This window comes from Saccharothrix luteola (genome assembly GCF_020859565.1).
Taxonomy (GTDB): domain Bacteria; phylum Actinomycetota; class Actinomycetes; order Mycobacteriales; family Pseudonocardiaceae; genus Actinosynnema; species Actinosynnema luteola.
Genome location: NZ_JAJHUO010000026.1, coordinates 76,554 through 90,853 on the forward strand (window position 1 = coordinate 76,554; position 14,300 = coordinate 90,853).

Consider the following 14,300-nt stretch of genomic DNA (forward strand, 5'->3'; position numbering starts at 1 on the left):
CGGTGCCGCCGAGGGGTCACCGGCCGCTGTCGGCCCTCGCCGCGCGCAGCTCCTCGCGCAGTTCGGCCAGCTCCGCCCGGACCAGGCGGAGTTCGGCCGCCGTCGCCTGCTCGGCCTCGGTCACCGACTCCTCGACCCCGCTGAGCCGTTCGACGAGCCAGGACGCGATCGTGCCGGTGATGACACCCAGCAGGGCGATGCCGCCGATCATCAGCAGTGCCGCGACCAGGCGACCCTCCCAGGTGACGGGGTAGCGGTCGCCGTAACCGACGGTGGAGATCGTGGTGAGCGTCCACCACGCGGCGTCGCCGAACGTGGTGATCGAGGCGTCCGGGTGGTGGCGTTCCGCGTCCAGCACGGCGAGTGAGGCGCACAGGCCGACCAGGAAGGTGACGCCCGCGGCGTAGACGCCGACGCGTTGCCGGAACTTGCCCGCGAACCGCTTGTTGAGCACCTTGAGGACGCTGATCAGCCGCAGCACGCGCAGCTGGCGGACCATCGGCAGCAGGACCGCGAGCAGGTCGAACAGGTGGGTGACGAAGAACCTGCGCTTGTCGACGGCCAGCGTGAGGCGCACGGCGTAGTCCACCGCGAAGACCAGCCAGATCAGCCAGAGGACGACCTCGAGCCCGGCGTGCACGCCTGGGGTCGAGCGGCCGTCGAGGACCTGCCAGGCGTAGACCACCACGAAGAGGACCGCGAGGCCCGTCAGCGGCCACTCGGCGCGGCGCTCCCACCGGGCGAGGCGTCGTTCATCGGTCTCGAACACCGACCCATGGTGCGGGTCGGCTCGGCGTTTTACCAGCTCGTGGGTCGATCGGGCAGGGTCAGGGCCCCTTGATGCCCTTCGGGCGCTTGTTGCTCTTGATGGCGCCGTACGCGGCGGTACCCAGGAAGAGCACGCCACCGATCACCGCGAGCCAGAAGACGCCCTCGATCACGGCGCCGAGCACGGTGATCACGAGCCAGGCCGCCAGCAGCCACAGGATTATCCGGACCATGTCATCCGAACGACTGAACCACCGGATCAGTTCCCCACCTCGGCCCTGATCCGGAGTACAACTGTCATCATGATGACGACAACCAGGCGCCCAGCCGCCGCAACGCCTCCTCGATGTCGGGGGCGGCCCCGGCGAAGGACATCCGGATGAACTCGTGCCCGCGCACGGGGTCGAAGTCGACGCCCGGCACGATCGCGACCCCCGTGTCGTCCAGCAGGCGGCGGCAGAAGTCCATCGAGTCGTCGGTGAGGTGCGAGACGTCGGCGTAGGCGTAGAACGCGCCGTCGGCCGGGGCCACCTTGTCGATGCCGAGGTCGGCCAGGCCCTTGAGCAGCACGTCGCGGTTGAGGCGGTACCCCTCGACCAGGCGCTCGGTCTGCGCGTACGACTCGGGCTCGAACGCGGCGACGGCCGCGTGCTGGGCCAGTGCCGGCGGGCAGAGCGTGAAGTTGCCCGTCAGCCGGTCCACCGCCCGGCGCAGGTCGGGCGGCAGCAGCATCCACCCCAACCGCCAGCCGGTCATGGCGAAGGCCTTGGAGAAGGAGTTGACCACGATGGAGTCACGGGAGGTCTGCCACGCGCAGGCGAGGGGCGTGCCGTAGCTGATGCCGTGGTAGATCTCGTCGCTGACGAGCCGCACGTCGTGCTCGGCGCACCAGGCCGACAGGCCGGCCAGCTCGTCCGGGGACAGCACGGTGCCGGTGGGGTTCGCCGGGCTGGCCACCACGAGCCCGTCGAGCGGCCCGGCGTCGTCCAGCATCGCCACCGTCGGCTGGAACCGCGTCTGCGGGCCGCAGGGCAGTTCGACCACCTCGCACCCGAGCGCCGTGAGGATGTTGCGGTAGGCGGGGTAGCCGGGGCGGGCCAGCGCGACCCGGTCGCCCGCCTCGAAGGCGGCGAGGAACGCCAGCAGGAACCCGCCGGAGGAGCCGGTGGTCACCACGACGTCGTCCGCCGAGATCTCCAGCCCGTACTGCCGGGAGTAGTGACCGGCCAGGGCTTCCCGCAGCTCCACGATCCCCAACTGCTCGGTGTAGCCCAACGTCTGCTCGCGCAGCGCCCGGTGAGCGGCCTCCAACACCGGCGTCGGGGCCGGGCTGGACGGCTGCCCCGCCGCCAACGACACGACGTCCCCTACGACCCGCTGCCGCCGCGCCGCGGCGGACAGCACCTCCATGACGTGGAAGGGAGGCACATCGGCACGCCCGGCAACACCAACCATGCCGGCCAGGCTAATCGACGGCCCGGGAGGATCCGCAGCTCACCACTACTGTCGTCACCATGCACCGCAGCCGCGTCTACGCCCTGCTGATCGACACACCCCGTGCCGAGGCCGACCGGTCCGCCGCCTTCTGGTCGGCAGCCCTCGGCGCCACCGCCCACCCGGTGCCGGGCGAGGAGCAGTTCACCTCACTGCACAACGCCCTGCCGCACCTCGTCGCCGCCGTGCAGGCGGTGGACGACGAGCCCCGCTTCCACCTCGACATCGAGACCGACGACGTCGAGGCCGAGACGGCAAGGCTGCTGGCCCTCGGCGCGACCGAGGTGTCCCGCTGGCTGGAGTGCCGGATCCTGCGCGCCCCCGGCGGCCACCTGCTGTGCGTCCTCCCCGTCCACAGCCCGACCGACCTGTTCGATTCGCAGTCCAACACCTGGCCCTAGCGCCTGTCCTCAAGCAGCTGCAGCTGATCTGGCTCGACCTTGGGTCGTGGCACGCAGGCATGAGTCGACCGAGAAGCCGTGGCAGGCCGTCGAGCCGCTGCTGCCCGCCTCGGACGCGAAGGTGCGTCCGAGGGCGGACGACCGACGGGTGATCATCGCCGACAAGGGCCACGTCTCCCGCGAACTGGACCGGTTCCTGCACGAACGCGGGGTCCCGGCTGACCCGGCAGCCCTTCTACCGCGACCGCACGCCCCACCCCGGCGATCAGAGGAATTCCTCCACCAGGCCGGTGATCCTCTTCCGCAGCACGTCGGGCTCGACCGGTCCGTGGAAGTCGACCACGTCCGCCGCACGCCTGCGCCGCCCGCTCCGGTCGATCGCCGCGGCGCCGAACTGGCCGCGCAGGTCCGGTCCGCCGACCAGGCCGTCGGCGAGTTCGGGCAGCAGCCCGACCAGCGCGGTCGCCAAGTCGGCATCGACCTCCCGCACGGTGAGCAGGTCCCGCGTCAGCACGGCCAGCACGGAACCCGAACCCGAGCCGGTGGACGCGGCCAGCGCGCGCACCGCGGCTCTGCCCATGCCCAGCCGCAGGTCCGCCGACCGCGGCGGGTTGGCGATGAGCTTGAACGCCGCACCGAGCCACGGGTCGAGCTCGCCGCCTCGTGCCAGTCCTTGGGCGGTGAGGTGGCTCCACGGCGCCGGGTCGTCCTGCACGTGCAGCACGATCGGCATGGCGCCGAGGTCGAGGTGTTCCCAGGCGGTGCGGAACGCGGTGGCGCTGAGGGTCGCATTGGTCACCAGACGTCACTCCCGAATGACGGCGGGCGTTGCTCCGGCCCCCCGGCCCGCTCCGGAACTGACGTCCTGGAGGACGCGCGGGTTCCGTTTGGCGCCGGGAACTCAGACCTCCTGGACCAGCTCCCACACGCAGCCGGCGAGCCGGGCGTTGTCGATCGGGGTGATCGTGCTCCAGTTGCGACCGTCCGAACTGGGCCGGACCTGGTGCAGGTAGCGGCCTGACGGCGTGTCGTGCCAGGCGACCACGCGACCCGCGCGCACGGGCGGGCCGCCGTGCTGGGCGCGTTCGACGCCGAACTGGCCGCGGGTGCTCATTCCGTCGCACATGCCGGCCAGCTCCTGCGCCTCGTGCAGCGGCAACCCGTGCCGCTCCAGCGCCAGCACCAGTTTCTCCGCGTCCCGCCCGGCCTCGTCGGACGCCGCGCGCAGCACGTCGTTCGGCAGGCTGATCGACCGCCCGTACCCGGCGGGCATGTCACCGGCGACCGACACCGCCGCCTCGGCCAGCGCACTGGCCCGTGACTCGATCAACCACACCTCGTCGCCGTCGACCACGGCGAGGATGCCCTCGTCACCGGCCGCCGCCGCAAGACCTTTGATCTTGCGGCGGTCGACCCAGATCCACAGGTCGATCGACACCTGCGGGTTGGCCAGCAGCGCGAACGCGTCGGCCAACTCGGGCGTCAACCGCCGGTTGGCCGCCAGCCCGCGCCCGGCGAGCGAGCTCCAGGCCTGCTCGACGAACACGGCGCGCTCGGTGTGCGTGATGCCCGGGCTCGGCACGTCCAGCGCGACGTTGCGCCGGGCAAGTCGCTCACCCTCCCACGCGACGTCGAACTCCAACGTGGACAGGACAACCGTGCCGCTCACTTCACTTCTTCTCGGTCTCGTCGCCGATGACCGACTGCACGACCATCCGCTCGTCACCGAACACGTCGTCGGAGTCGACGCCGTACTTGCGGACGTGCTCGCCGTCGTCCTCGCCCGGCCCGCCCTTGGCGGTGGCCGCCGGCTGCAACATCGACGAACCCGCACCGGCCTTGCCCGCGACACCACCGGCCGCGCCACGACCGGGCGCGCGCTCGTCGGGGTCGATGGCGCCGATCGTCGCGGAGATGCCGGACTTCCCGCTCAACGTGCTGGGCACACCGGGCATCCCGGGCACACCGCCCTTGCCGGCGGGGCCACCACCGGTGCCCTTGCCGCCGGCGGGGCCTTCAGGCGCCTTGGCGCCACCGGGCATCGCCGGCGCGGTGTTGCGCACGAGCCGCGCACCGCGCGCCTGCGTCGCCGCGAGCCCGAGGCCGATCCCACCGGCCAACCCGAGCCCGAGCCCCAACCCGAAGTTGGACCCACCGCCCGGCTTGCCACCGAACGCGGCCGGCGGCAGCACCGTCTGGCCACCCGGCGGGTTCGGCAACAACCCCGTCGAGCCACCGGGCACCCCGGGCACCTGCGGCGGCACACCGACCGAGCCACCGGGCAGGCCGCCCGGCACACCACCGGGGACACCGCCGGGCACGCCACCGGGGATCTGGGGCGCGGTCCCACCGAGCTGCCCCACCGCCGCGACCGGCGTGCTGACGCTGGACGCCGCCGTCACGTCGAACTGCGGCGGCTTGTTCATGCCCTGGTACTGGTTCAGCGCGTCCCGACTGGCCTCGGTGTACTGGTCGAGCCCTCGGATCGCCTGCTCCCGCGCCGCCTGGGTCTCCTTGACCTCTTTGGCGTGATCGGTCTCGTGCCCGAAGAACCCGAGGAAGTCGTCACCGATGTGGGTCTCCGTGTCACCGCGCAACTTCTGCGGCTCGGGCATCCCGTTGCGGGTCTGGCTGTACGTGGCGCCCTGCACCGCGGTGGCCTGCGAGTTCTGCTGCGCCGCCTCGTCCGCCTCGGCCGCGTAGTCGGCCATGACGGTCGTCTTCTGGTTCGCCTGCTCGCCGGCGGCTCCCTGCCAGTCGATGCCCAGCTTCTTCAGCTCCGTGCGCAGGGTCTCGTCCACCTCGATGAGGCTCGCGGACAGCTCGCGGAGCGCGTGCGAGGCGTCGCTGAACTTCTGCGCGGCGTCACCCGACTGGAACTGCTGGACGAGGGTGGCCAGCGCCTGGTTGTCGTAACCCTGGAACCGGAAATCCGGAATGTCTCGATGCCCGCTCATGACTCTCCCCTCACGCCAATGTCGGCAAGGTGACGAGCGCCAGCTCGGCCGCCTTCTTCGCGTTGTCGCACATCTGCTCCTGGGAAGGCGTCTGCCCGATGGACGAGAAGTCCACGTACAACTGCTGACCGTCGGCGACATCGACGGAGACGGCGCAGTCCACGGTCGACGTGCCCTTGAAGGTGAGTTGCACAGCGGAGTAACCGCTCACCTCCACCTGCTCCACCGCGACGTTGCCGCTGCCGCGCCAGTACTCGATGCCCTTGGTCGTCACCAAGCCGACCTCATAGGTGACGCGAGGCGAGTCGTTGTTGCCGTACGCGCAGACCGGCTCGTCGCCGGCCTTCACGATGTCACCGTCGTTCCGCTCGGCTTCGACCACGGCGAGCTCTTCCATCTGCGCCGTGGTGAGAACCTTGCAGGGATCGATCCCGTCGAGCTTCACCTCGCGCGGTCGCACCTTCTCGGGGGCCGCCGACGTCGCGGTGGACGTGGTCGTCGTTGCACCGACGGGGGTGGCATCACCGGGCTCGCGATCCGTGCAGCCCACGGCCACCAGTCCCAGGGTCGCAGCCACGACCACAACGCGAAGAAAGCTAGTGGACACTCTTCGCCCCGAACGCCGTGGTGACTTCTTCCTCGGTGAACCCGTACTGCTCGGCCACCGAGCGCAGCTGCTTGACCAGGCTGTCGAGACTGTCGATGTACTGCCGAATGCGCTCGCCGTAGGAATCCTCGGCTTCGACCAGCCTGCTGTTCCACGCCGCGGCCACACCGGCGTTCACCGGGTCGGTGCCATCCCCGAGTTCGACTCTGAGGTCCTTGCCGGCCCTTTCCAAGGCCTTGTTCAACCGGTCCGCCTGGTCGTCGATGATCTTGCCGGCCTGCAGCACGGTGTCCCGGCTGACCTCGAACTTCTGCCCCGAGCCGGGGCTGGCGGCCATCGTGTCGTTCAGCCGCTTCTCCGCCATGAACATGTCGCCGACCGCCTTGCCGACGGCTCCCCCCGCGGCGGCGACGGCTCCTAGTAGGCCGGTCTCCTGTTCCACGACGTCCTACCCCCGTACGGTCGGTAACGGATTGAACCCGGTTCGAGGCTACCAACGACCACGTGAGCCAGGTCTGAGGTTGGACGAAGAAACCCCCGCGCCGGTTCCGCGGTGGGTCAACCGTGGGGCGAGAGCGGTGCTAGGGGACGGTGATCTCGCCGTTCGCCGCACGCAGCGCGATGTCCGTGCGGTGGTGGGAGCCGGTCAGGTGGACGCCCTCCACCCGGCGGTAGGCCTCGGCACGGGCGTCGGCCAGGGTCTTGCCCGTGCCGACGACCGACAGGACCCGGCCGCCGATCGAGACGACGGCGCCGTCCTCGCGACGTCGGGTGCCCGCGTGCAGGACGCCCTCCGCCTCGGACCCGCTGATCACGTCACCCGTGCGCGGCCGGCCGGGGTAGCCCTCGGCGGCGATCACGACGGTCACGGCGTGGCCCTCGGCCCACTCCAGCGGCGGCGCGGACGCGAGGGCGCCCGTGGCGGCGGCGTGGAACAGGGCCGCCGGCGGGGTGCGGAGCAGCGCCAGGACGGCCTGGGTCTCCGGGTCGCCGAACCGGCAGTTGAACTCGATCACCTGTGGGCCGGTGGAGGTCAGGGCCAGACCGGCGTACAGCAGGCCGGCGAACGGGGTGTCGCGGCGCGCCAGCTCGTCCACGACCGGCTGGACGCACGTTGACACGATCGTGTCAACGAGGTCGGGCGCGGCCCAGGGCAGGGGCGAGTACGCGCCCATGCCGCCGGTGTTGGGGCCCGAGTCGCCGTCGCCGACGCGCTTGAAGTCCTGCGCGGGCAGCAGCGGCACCACGGTGGCGCCGTCCACCAGGCAGAACAGCGACACCTCCGGACCGTCGAGGAACGACTCCAGCAGCACCGGGTGGCCGTGGTCGAGCAACGTCATGGCGTGCGCACGGGCCACGGCGCGGTCCGCGGTGACGACCACGCCCTTGCCCGCGGCCAGGCCGTCGTCCTTCACGACCCACGTCGGGCCGAACCGGGTCAGCGCCGAGTCGAGCCGGGCCGGGTTGTCGACGATCTCCGACACGGCGGTCGGCACGCCCGCGGCGGCCATGACGTCCTTCGCGAACGCCTTGGAGCCCTCGATCCGCGCCGCCGCGGCCGACGGGCCGAAGCAGGGGATCCCGATGGCGCGCACGGCGTCCGCCGCACCCGCCACCAGGGGCTGCTCCGGCCCGACCACGACCAGGTCGGCGTTCCACTCCTTGGCCAGGGCCGCGACCGCGCCGCCGTCGGTGACGTCGACCCCGTAGGTCTCGGCGACACCGGCGATGCCGGCGTTGCCGGGCGCACAGGCCAACGCGATCACCGAAGGATCCCGCGACAAAGCGAGGACAAGGGCATGTTCACGGGCGCCAGACCCGATGACCAGGACACGCACGGTGCGGAAGCCTAGATGACCCACCCGGTCATTCGCCCAGTGCGTCCAGCGAGCCGGGGTGCAGCGGCACCGGATCGGTCATCCCGGCCTTGTCCCGCGCGATGTCCTTGGCCGCCGGGTGCACGGCCTCCAGGTCCGACTTCTTCTCGTAGATGAGCTTGGTCACGGCGCACGCGTCGCCCTCGGGGAAGTCCGTGCGCACGAGCAGCACGTTCGGCACGGCCACCGTCGGCACGTCCGCGGGCTGCCCGTAGGTCGCGGCCGGGATGACGCCCCGGTCGTACACCTCGTTGATCTTCTTCAACGCGTCGAGCTGCGGCGTGATGTCGATGAACTTGACCTTGTCCTTCAGCGACGTGGTGATGTCGGTGATCTGCGCGGTGGGCAGGCCGCCGGACCAGACGAGGCCGTCGATGCTGCCGTCCTTCATCCCGTCCGCGGTCTTGGCCAGGTCGAGCCGCTGCGCCTGCACGTCGGTCTCCGGGTTCAGCCCGGCCGCCGTCAGCAGCCTCTGCGCGATCACCTCGGTGCCCGACTTGGGCGATCCGGTCGAGATCCGCTTGCCGCGCATGTCGGCCACGGAGTTGATCCCGGAATCGGCCCTGACCAGCACCTGCGTGTAGTTCGGGTACAGCCTGGTCAGTGCCTGCACCTGCTGCGGCTTGCCCTCGAACGCACCCTTGCCCGCGACCGCGTCCGCCGCCGTGTCGGCCAGCGAGAACGCCATGTCGTAGTCGCCCGCGACGAGCTGCTGGATGTTCTGCACCGACGCGCCGGTCTCGGCGGCGGTGGCCTTGAGCTTGGTGTTGTCGCTGATCAGCTTCGCCAGCCCGCCGCCGACGACGTAGTACACGCCGCCGGAGTTGCCGGTCGCGATGGTGATCCGCCCGTCCGCCGCCTCGCAGGCGGCGGTGCCCTGGTCGCCGTTCGATGCGGCGGGGGTCTGCTTCCCGCCGCACCCGGCCGCGACCAAGCCGACCGAGAGCACGCCGACGGCGACCCTAAGCGTCCAGCTGCGCATGCTGTTCCTTTCCCGAGTGGATCTTCCGGCGTAGGACGACGTGCACCGCGACCGCGACCAGCAGGAATCCCAGGCCGACGGCGATGGTGACGGGTTGCAGGTAGAGCAGGGCGACGGCGGCGGGCGCGCACAGCACGCGTTCGGGCCACCGCGCGCGACCGAACATCCAGCCGCCGGTGAGCACGGCCAGCGCCGCCACGCCCAGCGCGGAGACGGCGAACACCCACACGCCGTCGAGGAACGACGTGCGCAGCAGCAGCCCGGCGCCGTTGTCCGTCAGCACGAACGCCAGCGGCACGAGGAACGCGGGCAGCGTGTACTTCCACGTCCGCCACATCGTCTTCATCACGTCGCCGCCGGTGATCGCGGCGGCGGCCACCGCGGCGAGCGCCGTCGGCGGCGTCACCTCGGACAGCACCGCGTAGTAGAAGATGAACATGGCCGCTTCCTCGCGCGCCACGCCCAGCTCGATCAGCGCGGGCCCGATGACGACCCACGAGATGATGAACGACGCCGTCACCGGCACGGCCAGGCCGAGCAGGCTCACCGCGAACGCCGCCAGCACCACGGTGACGAACAGCACCACCGTCGGGTTGGACGAGATCGCGCCCGCCAGGTCGACCAGCGCCGACGCCAGCTCCTGGCCGAGCCCGGTCTTGGTGATCGTCGACGTGATCACGCCCGCCGCCGCGCACACCGCGATCACCGGCAACGCCGACCGCACGCCGAGCGACAGCGAGTCCGCCATCGCCTTCAGCCACGCCCGCACGTCGCCGCGCTTGGCCACCAGCGCGAACAGCGCCGCGACCCCGGTCGCGTAGACGACGGCGGAGAACACCGGGATGTCCAGGGCGAGGAACACCACGATCACCGCGAGCGACAGGAAGTGGTACCCGCCCTGCTTGAGCAGCGCCCACGGGCTCGGCGAGTCGATCTCCACCGGCTTCGCGCCGAACTTGCGCGCGTCGATCTCCACGGCCAGCGCGATGCCCAGGTAGTACAGCAGGGTCGGCAGGATCGCCCAGATCAACACCTGCAGGTAGGACGTCTCCAGGTACTCGGCGATGATGAACGCCGCCGCGCCGAGCGTCGGCGGCGACAGGATCGCCCCGATGCCGGACGCGGCGAGCAGCCCGCCCGCGTTCTCCTTCGGGTAGCCCGCCTTCTTCAGCATCGGCCACGTCACCGCGCCCAACGACACGGTGGTCGCCGTGCCCGACCCGGACACCGTGCCGAGCAGGAACCCGGCGGTGGCGGCGGTGCGGCCCGGCGCGGTGCGCGACTTGCGGAACGCCGAGAAGCTGATGTCCACGAAGAACGTGCCCGCGCCGGACGCGTTCAGCACCGACCCGTAGATCGTGAACAGCACGATGTACGTGGCGGCGACGTCCAGCGGCGTCCCGTAGAACCCGGTCGCGTCGTTGTAGAAGCCGTTGATGATCTGCGAGAAGTCCACGCCGGCGTGCGAGATCGCCCAGGACGGTGGCAGGAACCCGCCGTAGTAGGCGAACGCGATGAACCCGACGCAGACGACCGGCAACACCCAGCCGGTGGTCCGCCGGCACGCCTCCAGGATCAGCACCAGCAGCAGCGACCCGGCGATGACGTCGAGCGCGGTCAGCTGCCCCTGGCGGTCGAGGAACGCGTCGAACCCGCCGAACAGGGGGTAGGCGCCCACCACGAACGCGCACAGCGCCGCCACCCAGTCCACGACACCGGGGTCGTCGGCCTCACCGCGCCTGCCGCGCGGCCGGTAGCAGAGGAAGACCAGCGGCAGCGTGACCGCCAGGAAGATCACCAGGTAGTACTGGCCGCCCTTGCTGAACGGCCAGAACACCTGCTTGAGCACGAGCAGCGCGATGGCGAGACCCGCCACCCACACGCCCAGCTCCCACCTGCGGGACAAGGCGCGCGACGGGCGCTCCTCGTCGTACTCGGCGAGCAGTTCGTCCACTTCGACCTGCGGCTTGGTCGGCACGCGCACCCCTTCGTGTCGCGCTGGATGTAGCGCTCACGAAGCTACTTGTGTCGCCGGTCACAGCCATAGATCGACCGTCTAAAGGGACTGTAAAGACCGCTGCGCCGAGGGCGGCCCGATCACACGATCCGGGCGTCGACGTAGCACCACCGCCAGTCCTCCTCCGGCTCGAACGACCGCATCACGGGGTGCTCCGAGGCGTGGAAGTGCGCGGTCGCGTGCCGGCGCGGGCTGGAGTCGCAGCACCCGACGTGCCCGCAGGACAGGCAGATCCGCAGGTGGGCCCAGTTGTGCTCACCGGCGGCGAGGCAGTCGGCGCAGCCCTCGGGGTTGTCCGGGGTGACGGAGTCCGGGAGATCTGGGACATGAGGACAGGTCATACGCGTCATCATCACGCAAGATTGCGCCATGCACGGTCCGGAACTGCTCCTGTTGCTCGTCGGCGCGCTGCTCGTCACGGCGGCGGCGAAACGCCTCAACTGGTCGGCCCCACTGGTGCTGGTGGGTGTCGGGCTGGCGGTGTCGTTCATCCCCGGCCTGCCGGAGTTCGCGCTGGAGCCGGAGCTGATCCTGGTCCTGGTGCTGCCGCCGCTCCTGTACTCGGCCGCCCTGGACAGCTCCTACCACAACATCCGGGCGAACCTGAGGCCGATCGGCCTGCTCGCGGTGGGGCTGGTGCTGGCCACCACGATGGCCGTCGGCTGGGTCGCGCACCTGGTCCTGCCCGAGCTGTCGCTGCCCGCGGCGCTGGTGCTGGGCGCCGTGGTGGCGCCGCCGGACGCGGTCGCCGCGGTCGCGGTCGGCCGGCGGCTCAACCTGCCGCGCCGGACGATGACGCTGCTCACCGGCGAGAGCCTGATCAACGACGCGACCGCGCTGACGGCCTACAAGGTGGCCGTGGCGGTGGCCGCCGGCGCCGCCGCGACCTGGGTGGACGGCACCCGCACGTTCGTGATCAGCGCGGGTGGCGGCGTGCTCGTCGGGTTGGCGATCGGCTGGGGCGTGCGGTGGGTCCGCGACCGCCTCGACGACGGCGTGCTGGAGAGCGCGGTCGGCATGCTGGTGCCGTTCGGCGCGTACATCTTCGCCGAGGAGTTGCACGCCTCCGGTGTGCTCGCGGTCGTGATCGCCGGGCTCTACATCGGGCACAACGCGCCGCGCAGCTCGTACTACACGCGCCTGCAGGACACGGCGGTGTGGCGGTCGGTGGACGTGCTGCTGGAGTCGTTCGTGTTCGCGTTGATCGGCTTGCAGCTCAACAGCGTGGTGCGGGACGTGGACATCACCGCGGGCCTGGTGTGGGCGGCGGCGGCCGTGCTGGCGGCCACGATCCTGGTGCGGTTCGTGTGGATGTACCCGGCCGCGTACCTGCCGCAGCTGCTGTCGAAGCGGGTCCGGGAGCGCGAGCGCGCGCCGGGGTGGCGTGGCGTGACGGTGCTGTCGTGGGCGGGGATGCGCGGCGTGGTGTCGCTGGCCGCGGCCAGCGCGTTGCCGCTCGACCTGCCCGGACGCGAGGTGATCGTGTTCTGCGCGTTCGTGGTCACCGTGGGCACGCTGCTCCTCCAGGGCCTGACGCTGCCGTTCGTGATCCGCAGGCTCGGGTTCCGCGGTGACGAGGAGCGGACCGACGCGCTGGCCGAGGCGCAGGTGCAGCACGCCGCCGCGCAGGCCGCCGTGCGCAAGCTGGACGAGGTGCTCGGCGCCGACGACGGCACGTCGGAGGAGGTCGTCGACCGGCTGCGGATCATGGCCGAGCACCGGGGCAACGCGGCGTGGGAGCGGCTGGGCAGGCAGGAGGACGAGAGCCCGGCCGCGTCGTACCGGCGGCTGCGGCGCACGATGCTGGAGGCCGAGCGGCAGGTGTTCATCCAGGCGCGCGACGACGGCCGGATCGACGACGAGGTGCTGTTCCGGGTGCTCCGCGAACTCGACCTGGAGGAAGCGGCCATATCCAGGGAGTGACGAACACCGAACCTCCCCCCACGCGTTCACCGTGACGTGGCCTGTGCTTCGCCTTAGCGTGTCCGGGACGTCGCGGTGCGCGACGAGGCTGCCGCGCGTCAGGAGTGGAGTCGAGGAGGTCGGCGATGGTGCGGACGAGGATCGTCGGGGCGGCGCTCGCGGCGCTCGCGGTGGCGGGGGCGGTGGTGCTGCCCTCGGCGTCGGCGAGCGGTGACGCGGAGGTGGCGTCGTCCCGCAAGGGCCCGCTGGTGATCGGCCACCGCGGCGCGTCGGGCTACCGGCCCGAGCACACGCTGGCCGCGTACGAGCTGGCCGCGCGGATGGGCGCGGATTACATCGAGCCCGACCTGGTGGTGACCAAGGACGGCAAGCTGGTCGCCCGGCACGAGAACGAGATCGGCGGCACCACGGACGTCTCGGCGCGCCCGGAGTTCGCCGGGCGCAAGGCCACCAAGGTCATCGACGGCACGTCGATCACCGGCTGGTTCACCGAGGACTTCACGCTCGCCGAGCTGAAGACGTTGCGGGCCAAGGAGCGCATCCCGGAGGTCCGGCCGCGCAACACCCTCTACGACGGCCGGTTCGAGGTGCCGACGCTGGAGGAGGTCATCGACCTGTCCCGCCGGTTGACCCGCGAGCTCGGCCGCGACATCGGCATCTACCCCGAGACCAAGCACCCGACGTACTTCCAGGACATCGGCCTGCCGCTGGAGCCGCGCCTGGTCGACGTGCTGACGAAGGCGGGCCTGAACCGGCACGGCGCGAAGGTGTACGTGCAGTCGTTCGAGGTGGCCAACCTCAAGCAGCTCAAGGGGAAGCTGCGCGTGCCGCTGGTGCAGCTGATCAACTCCTCCGGTGCGCCGTACGACTTCGTCAAGGCCGGTGACAAGCGCACCTACAGCGACCTCGTGACGCCGGAGGGGCTGCGCGAGATCCGCACCTACGCCCACGGCATCGGCGCGGCGAAGGACCGGATCATCCCGCGGGACGCGGCGGGTTTCCTGCGCGAGCCGACCACCCTGGTGCGTGACGCGCACACGCGTGGCCTGATCGTGCACGCCTGGACGTTCCGCAACGAGAACACGTTCCTGCCCGCGGACTTCCGCAGGTCCACCGACCCGGCCGCGTACGGCGACGCGTTCGGCGAGTACGCGAAGTTCTACGCGACGGGCCTGGACGGCGTGTTCGCCGACAACCCCGACACCGCCGTGGAAGCCCGCAAGGGCTGACGCACGTCCGCGCTCCGAGGTCCGGCCGGGTCACCACCCGACCGG

At 71.2% G+C, this 14,300-nt stretch carries 15 protein-coding genes; 3 read left to right on the forward strand and 12 right to left on the reverse strand.

Features of this window, described 5'->3' with window-relative positions; all coding sequences use genetic code 11:
* Positions 1-16: 16 nt before the first annotated feature.
* The 3 genes from LNK82_RS32675 to LNK82_RS32685 form a co-directional block, all read right to left on the reverse strand.
* Complete coding sequence (locus tag LNK82_RS32675; protein WP_230570759.1) at positions 17-769, reverse strand: potassium channel family protein; 753 nt, start codon at positions 767-769, stop codon at positions 17-19.
* A 58-nt stretch (positions 770-827) separates the two neighbouring features.
* Positions 828-1,001 (reverse strand): hypothetical protein, encoded by a 174-nt coding sequence (locus LNK82_RS32680; protein ID WP_181320179.1) that lies wholly within the window; start codon positions 999-1,001, stop codon positions 828-830.
* Positions 1,002-1,068: 67 nt separating this feature from the next.
* Positions 1,069-2,223, reverse strand: coding sequence for a pyridoxal phosphate-dependent aminotransferase (locus LNK82_RS32685; RefSeq protein WP_230570760.1), 1,155 nt, complete (start codon positions 2,221-2,223; stop codon positions 1,069-1,071).
* 59 nt (positions 2,224-2,282) lie between these two features.
* Here LNK82_RS32685 and LNK82_RS32690 point away from each other — a divergent pair, with 59 nt between their 5' ends.
* Complete coding sequence (locus LNK82_RS32690) at positions 2,283-2,663, forward strand: VOC family protein (protein WP_230570761.1); 381 nt, start codon at positions 2,283-2,285, stop codon at positions 2,661-2,663.
* Positions 2,664-2,928: 265 nt separating this feature from the next.
* Here LNK82_RS32690 and LNK82_RS32695 read toward each other — a convergent pair whose 3' ends face one another.
* The 9 genes from LNK82_RS32695 to LNK82_RS32735 form a co-directional block, all read right to left on the reverse strand.
* A complete protein-coding gene (locus tag LNK82_RS32695; protein WP_230570762.1) occupies positions 2,929-3,462 on the reverse strand; it encodes an ESX secretion-associated protein EspG in 534 nt (177 codons plus the stop codon).
* 102 nt (positions 3,463-3,564) lie between these two features.
* Positions 3,565-4,332 (reverse strand): ESX secretion-associated protein EspG, encoded by a 768-nt coding sequence (locus LNK82_RS32700; RefSeq protein ID WP_230570763.1) that lies wholly within the window; start codon positions 4,330-4,332, stop codon positions 3,565-3,567.
* A 1-nt stretch (position 4,333) separates the two neighbouring features.
* Positions 4,334-5,620, reverse strand: coding sequence for a PPE domain-containing protein (locus LNK82_RS32705; RefSeq protein ID WP_230570764.1), 1,287 nt, complete (start codon positions 5,618-5,620; stop codon positions 4,334-4,336).
* Positions 5,621-5,630: 10 nt separating this feature from the next.
* On the reverse strand, positions 5,631-6,227 hold the full coding sequence (locus tag LNK82_RS32710) for a DUF3558 domain-containing protein (protein WP_308257362.1): 597 nt from the start codon (positions 6,225-6,227) through the stop codon (positions 5,631-5,633).
* Entirely contained in the window at positions 6,217-6,669 is a 453-nt protein-coding gene (locus LNK82_RS32715) for a hypothetical protein (RefSeq protein ID WP_230570765.1), read from the reverse strand. Before LNK82_RS32715 ends, LNK82_RS32710 begins: the two co-directional genes overlap by 11 nt.
* Before the next feature lie 139 nt (positions 6,670-6,808).
* A complete protein-coding gene (gene purD, locus LNK82_RS32720; RefSeq protein WP_230570766.1) occupies positions 6,809-8,065 on the reverse strand; it encodes a phosphoribosylamine--glycine ligase in 1,257 nt (418 codons plus the stop codon).
* Positions 8,066-8,093: 28 nt separating this feature from the next.
* Positions 8,094-9,086: a TAXI family TRAP transporter solute-binding subunit gene (locus LNK82_RS32725; RefSeq protein WP_230570767.1), complete on the reverse strand. Its 993-nt coding sequence runs from the start codon at positions 9,084-9,086 to the stop codon at positions 8,094-8,096.
* Positions 9,067-11,064, reverse strand: coding sequence for a TRAP transporter permease (locus tag LNK82_RS32730; protein ID WP_230570768.1), 1,998 nt, complete (start codon positions 11,062-11,064; stop codon positions 9,067-9,069). Before LNK82_RS32730 ends, LNK82_RS32725 begins: the two co-directional genes overlap by 20 nt.
* Positions 11,065-11,183: 119 nt before the next feature.
* Positions 11,184-11,444, reverse strand: coding sequence for a UBP-type zinc finger domain-containing protein (locus LNK82_RS32735; RefSeq protein ID WP_230570769.1), 261 nt, complete (start codon positions 11,442-11,444; stop codon positions 11,184-11,186).
* A 28-nt stretch (positions 11,445-11,472) separates the two neighbouring features.
* Between LNK82_RS32735 and LNK82_RS32740 the strand changes: the two genes are divergently transcribed.
* Positions 11,473-13,026: a Na+/H+ antiporter gene (locus LNK82_RS32740; RefSeq protein WP_230570770.1), complete on the forward strand. Its 1,554-nt coding sequence runs from the start codon at positions 11,473-11,475 to the stop codon at positions 13,024-13,026.
* A gap of 125 nt (positions 13,027-13,151) precedes the next feature.
* On the forward strand, positions 13,152-14,255 hold the full coding sequence (locus LNK82_RS32745) for a glycerophosphodiester phosphodiesterase (RefSeq protein ID WP_230570771.1): 1,104 nt from the start codon (positions 13,152-13,154) through the stop codon (positions 14,253-14,255).
* Positions 14,256-14,300: the final 45 nt, after the last annotated feature.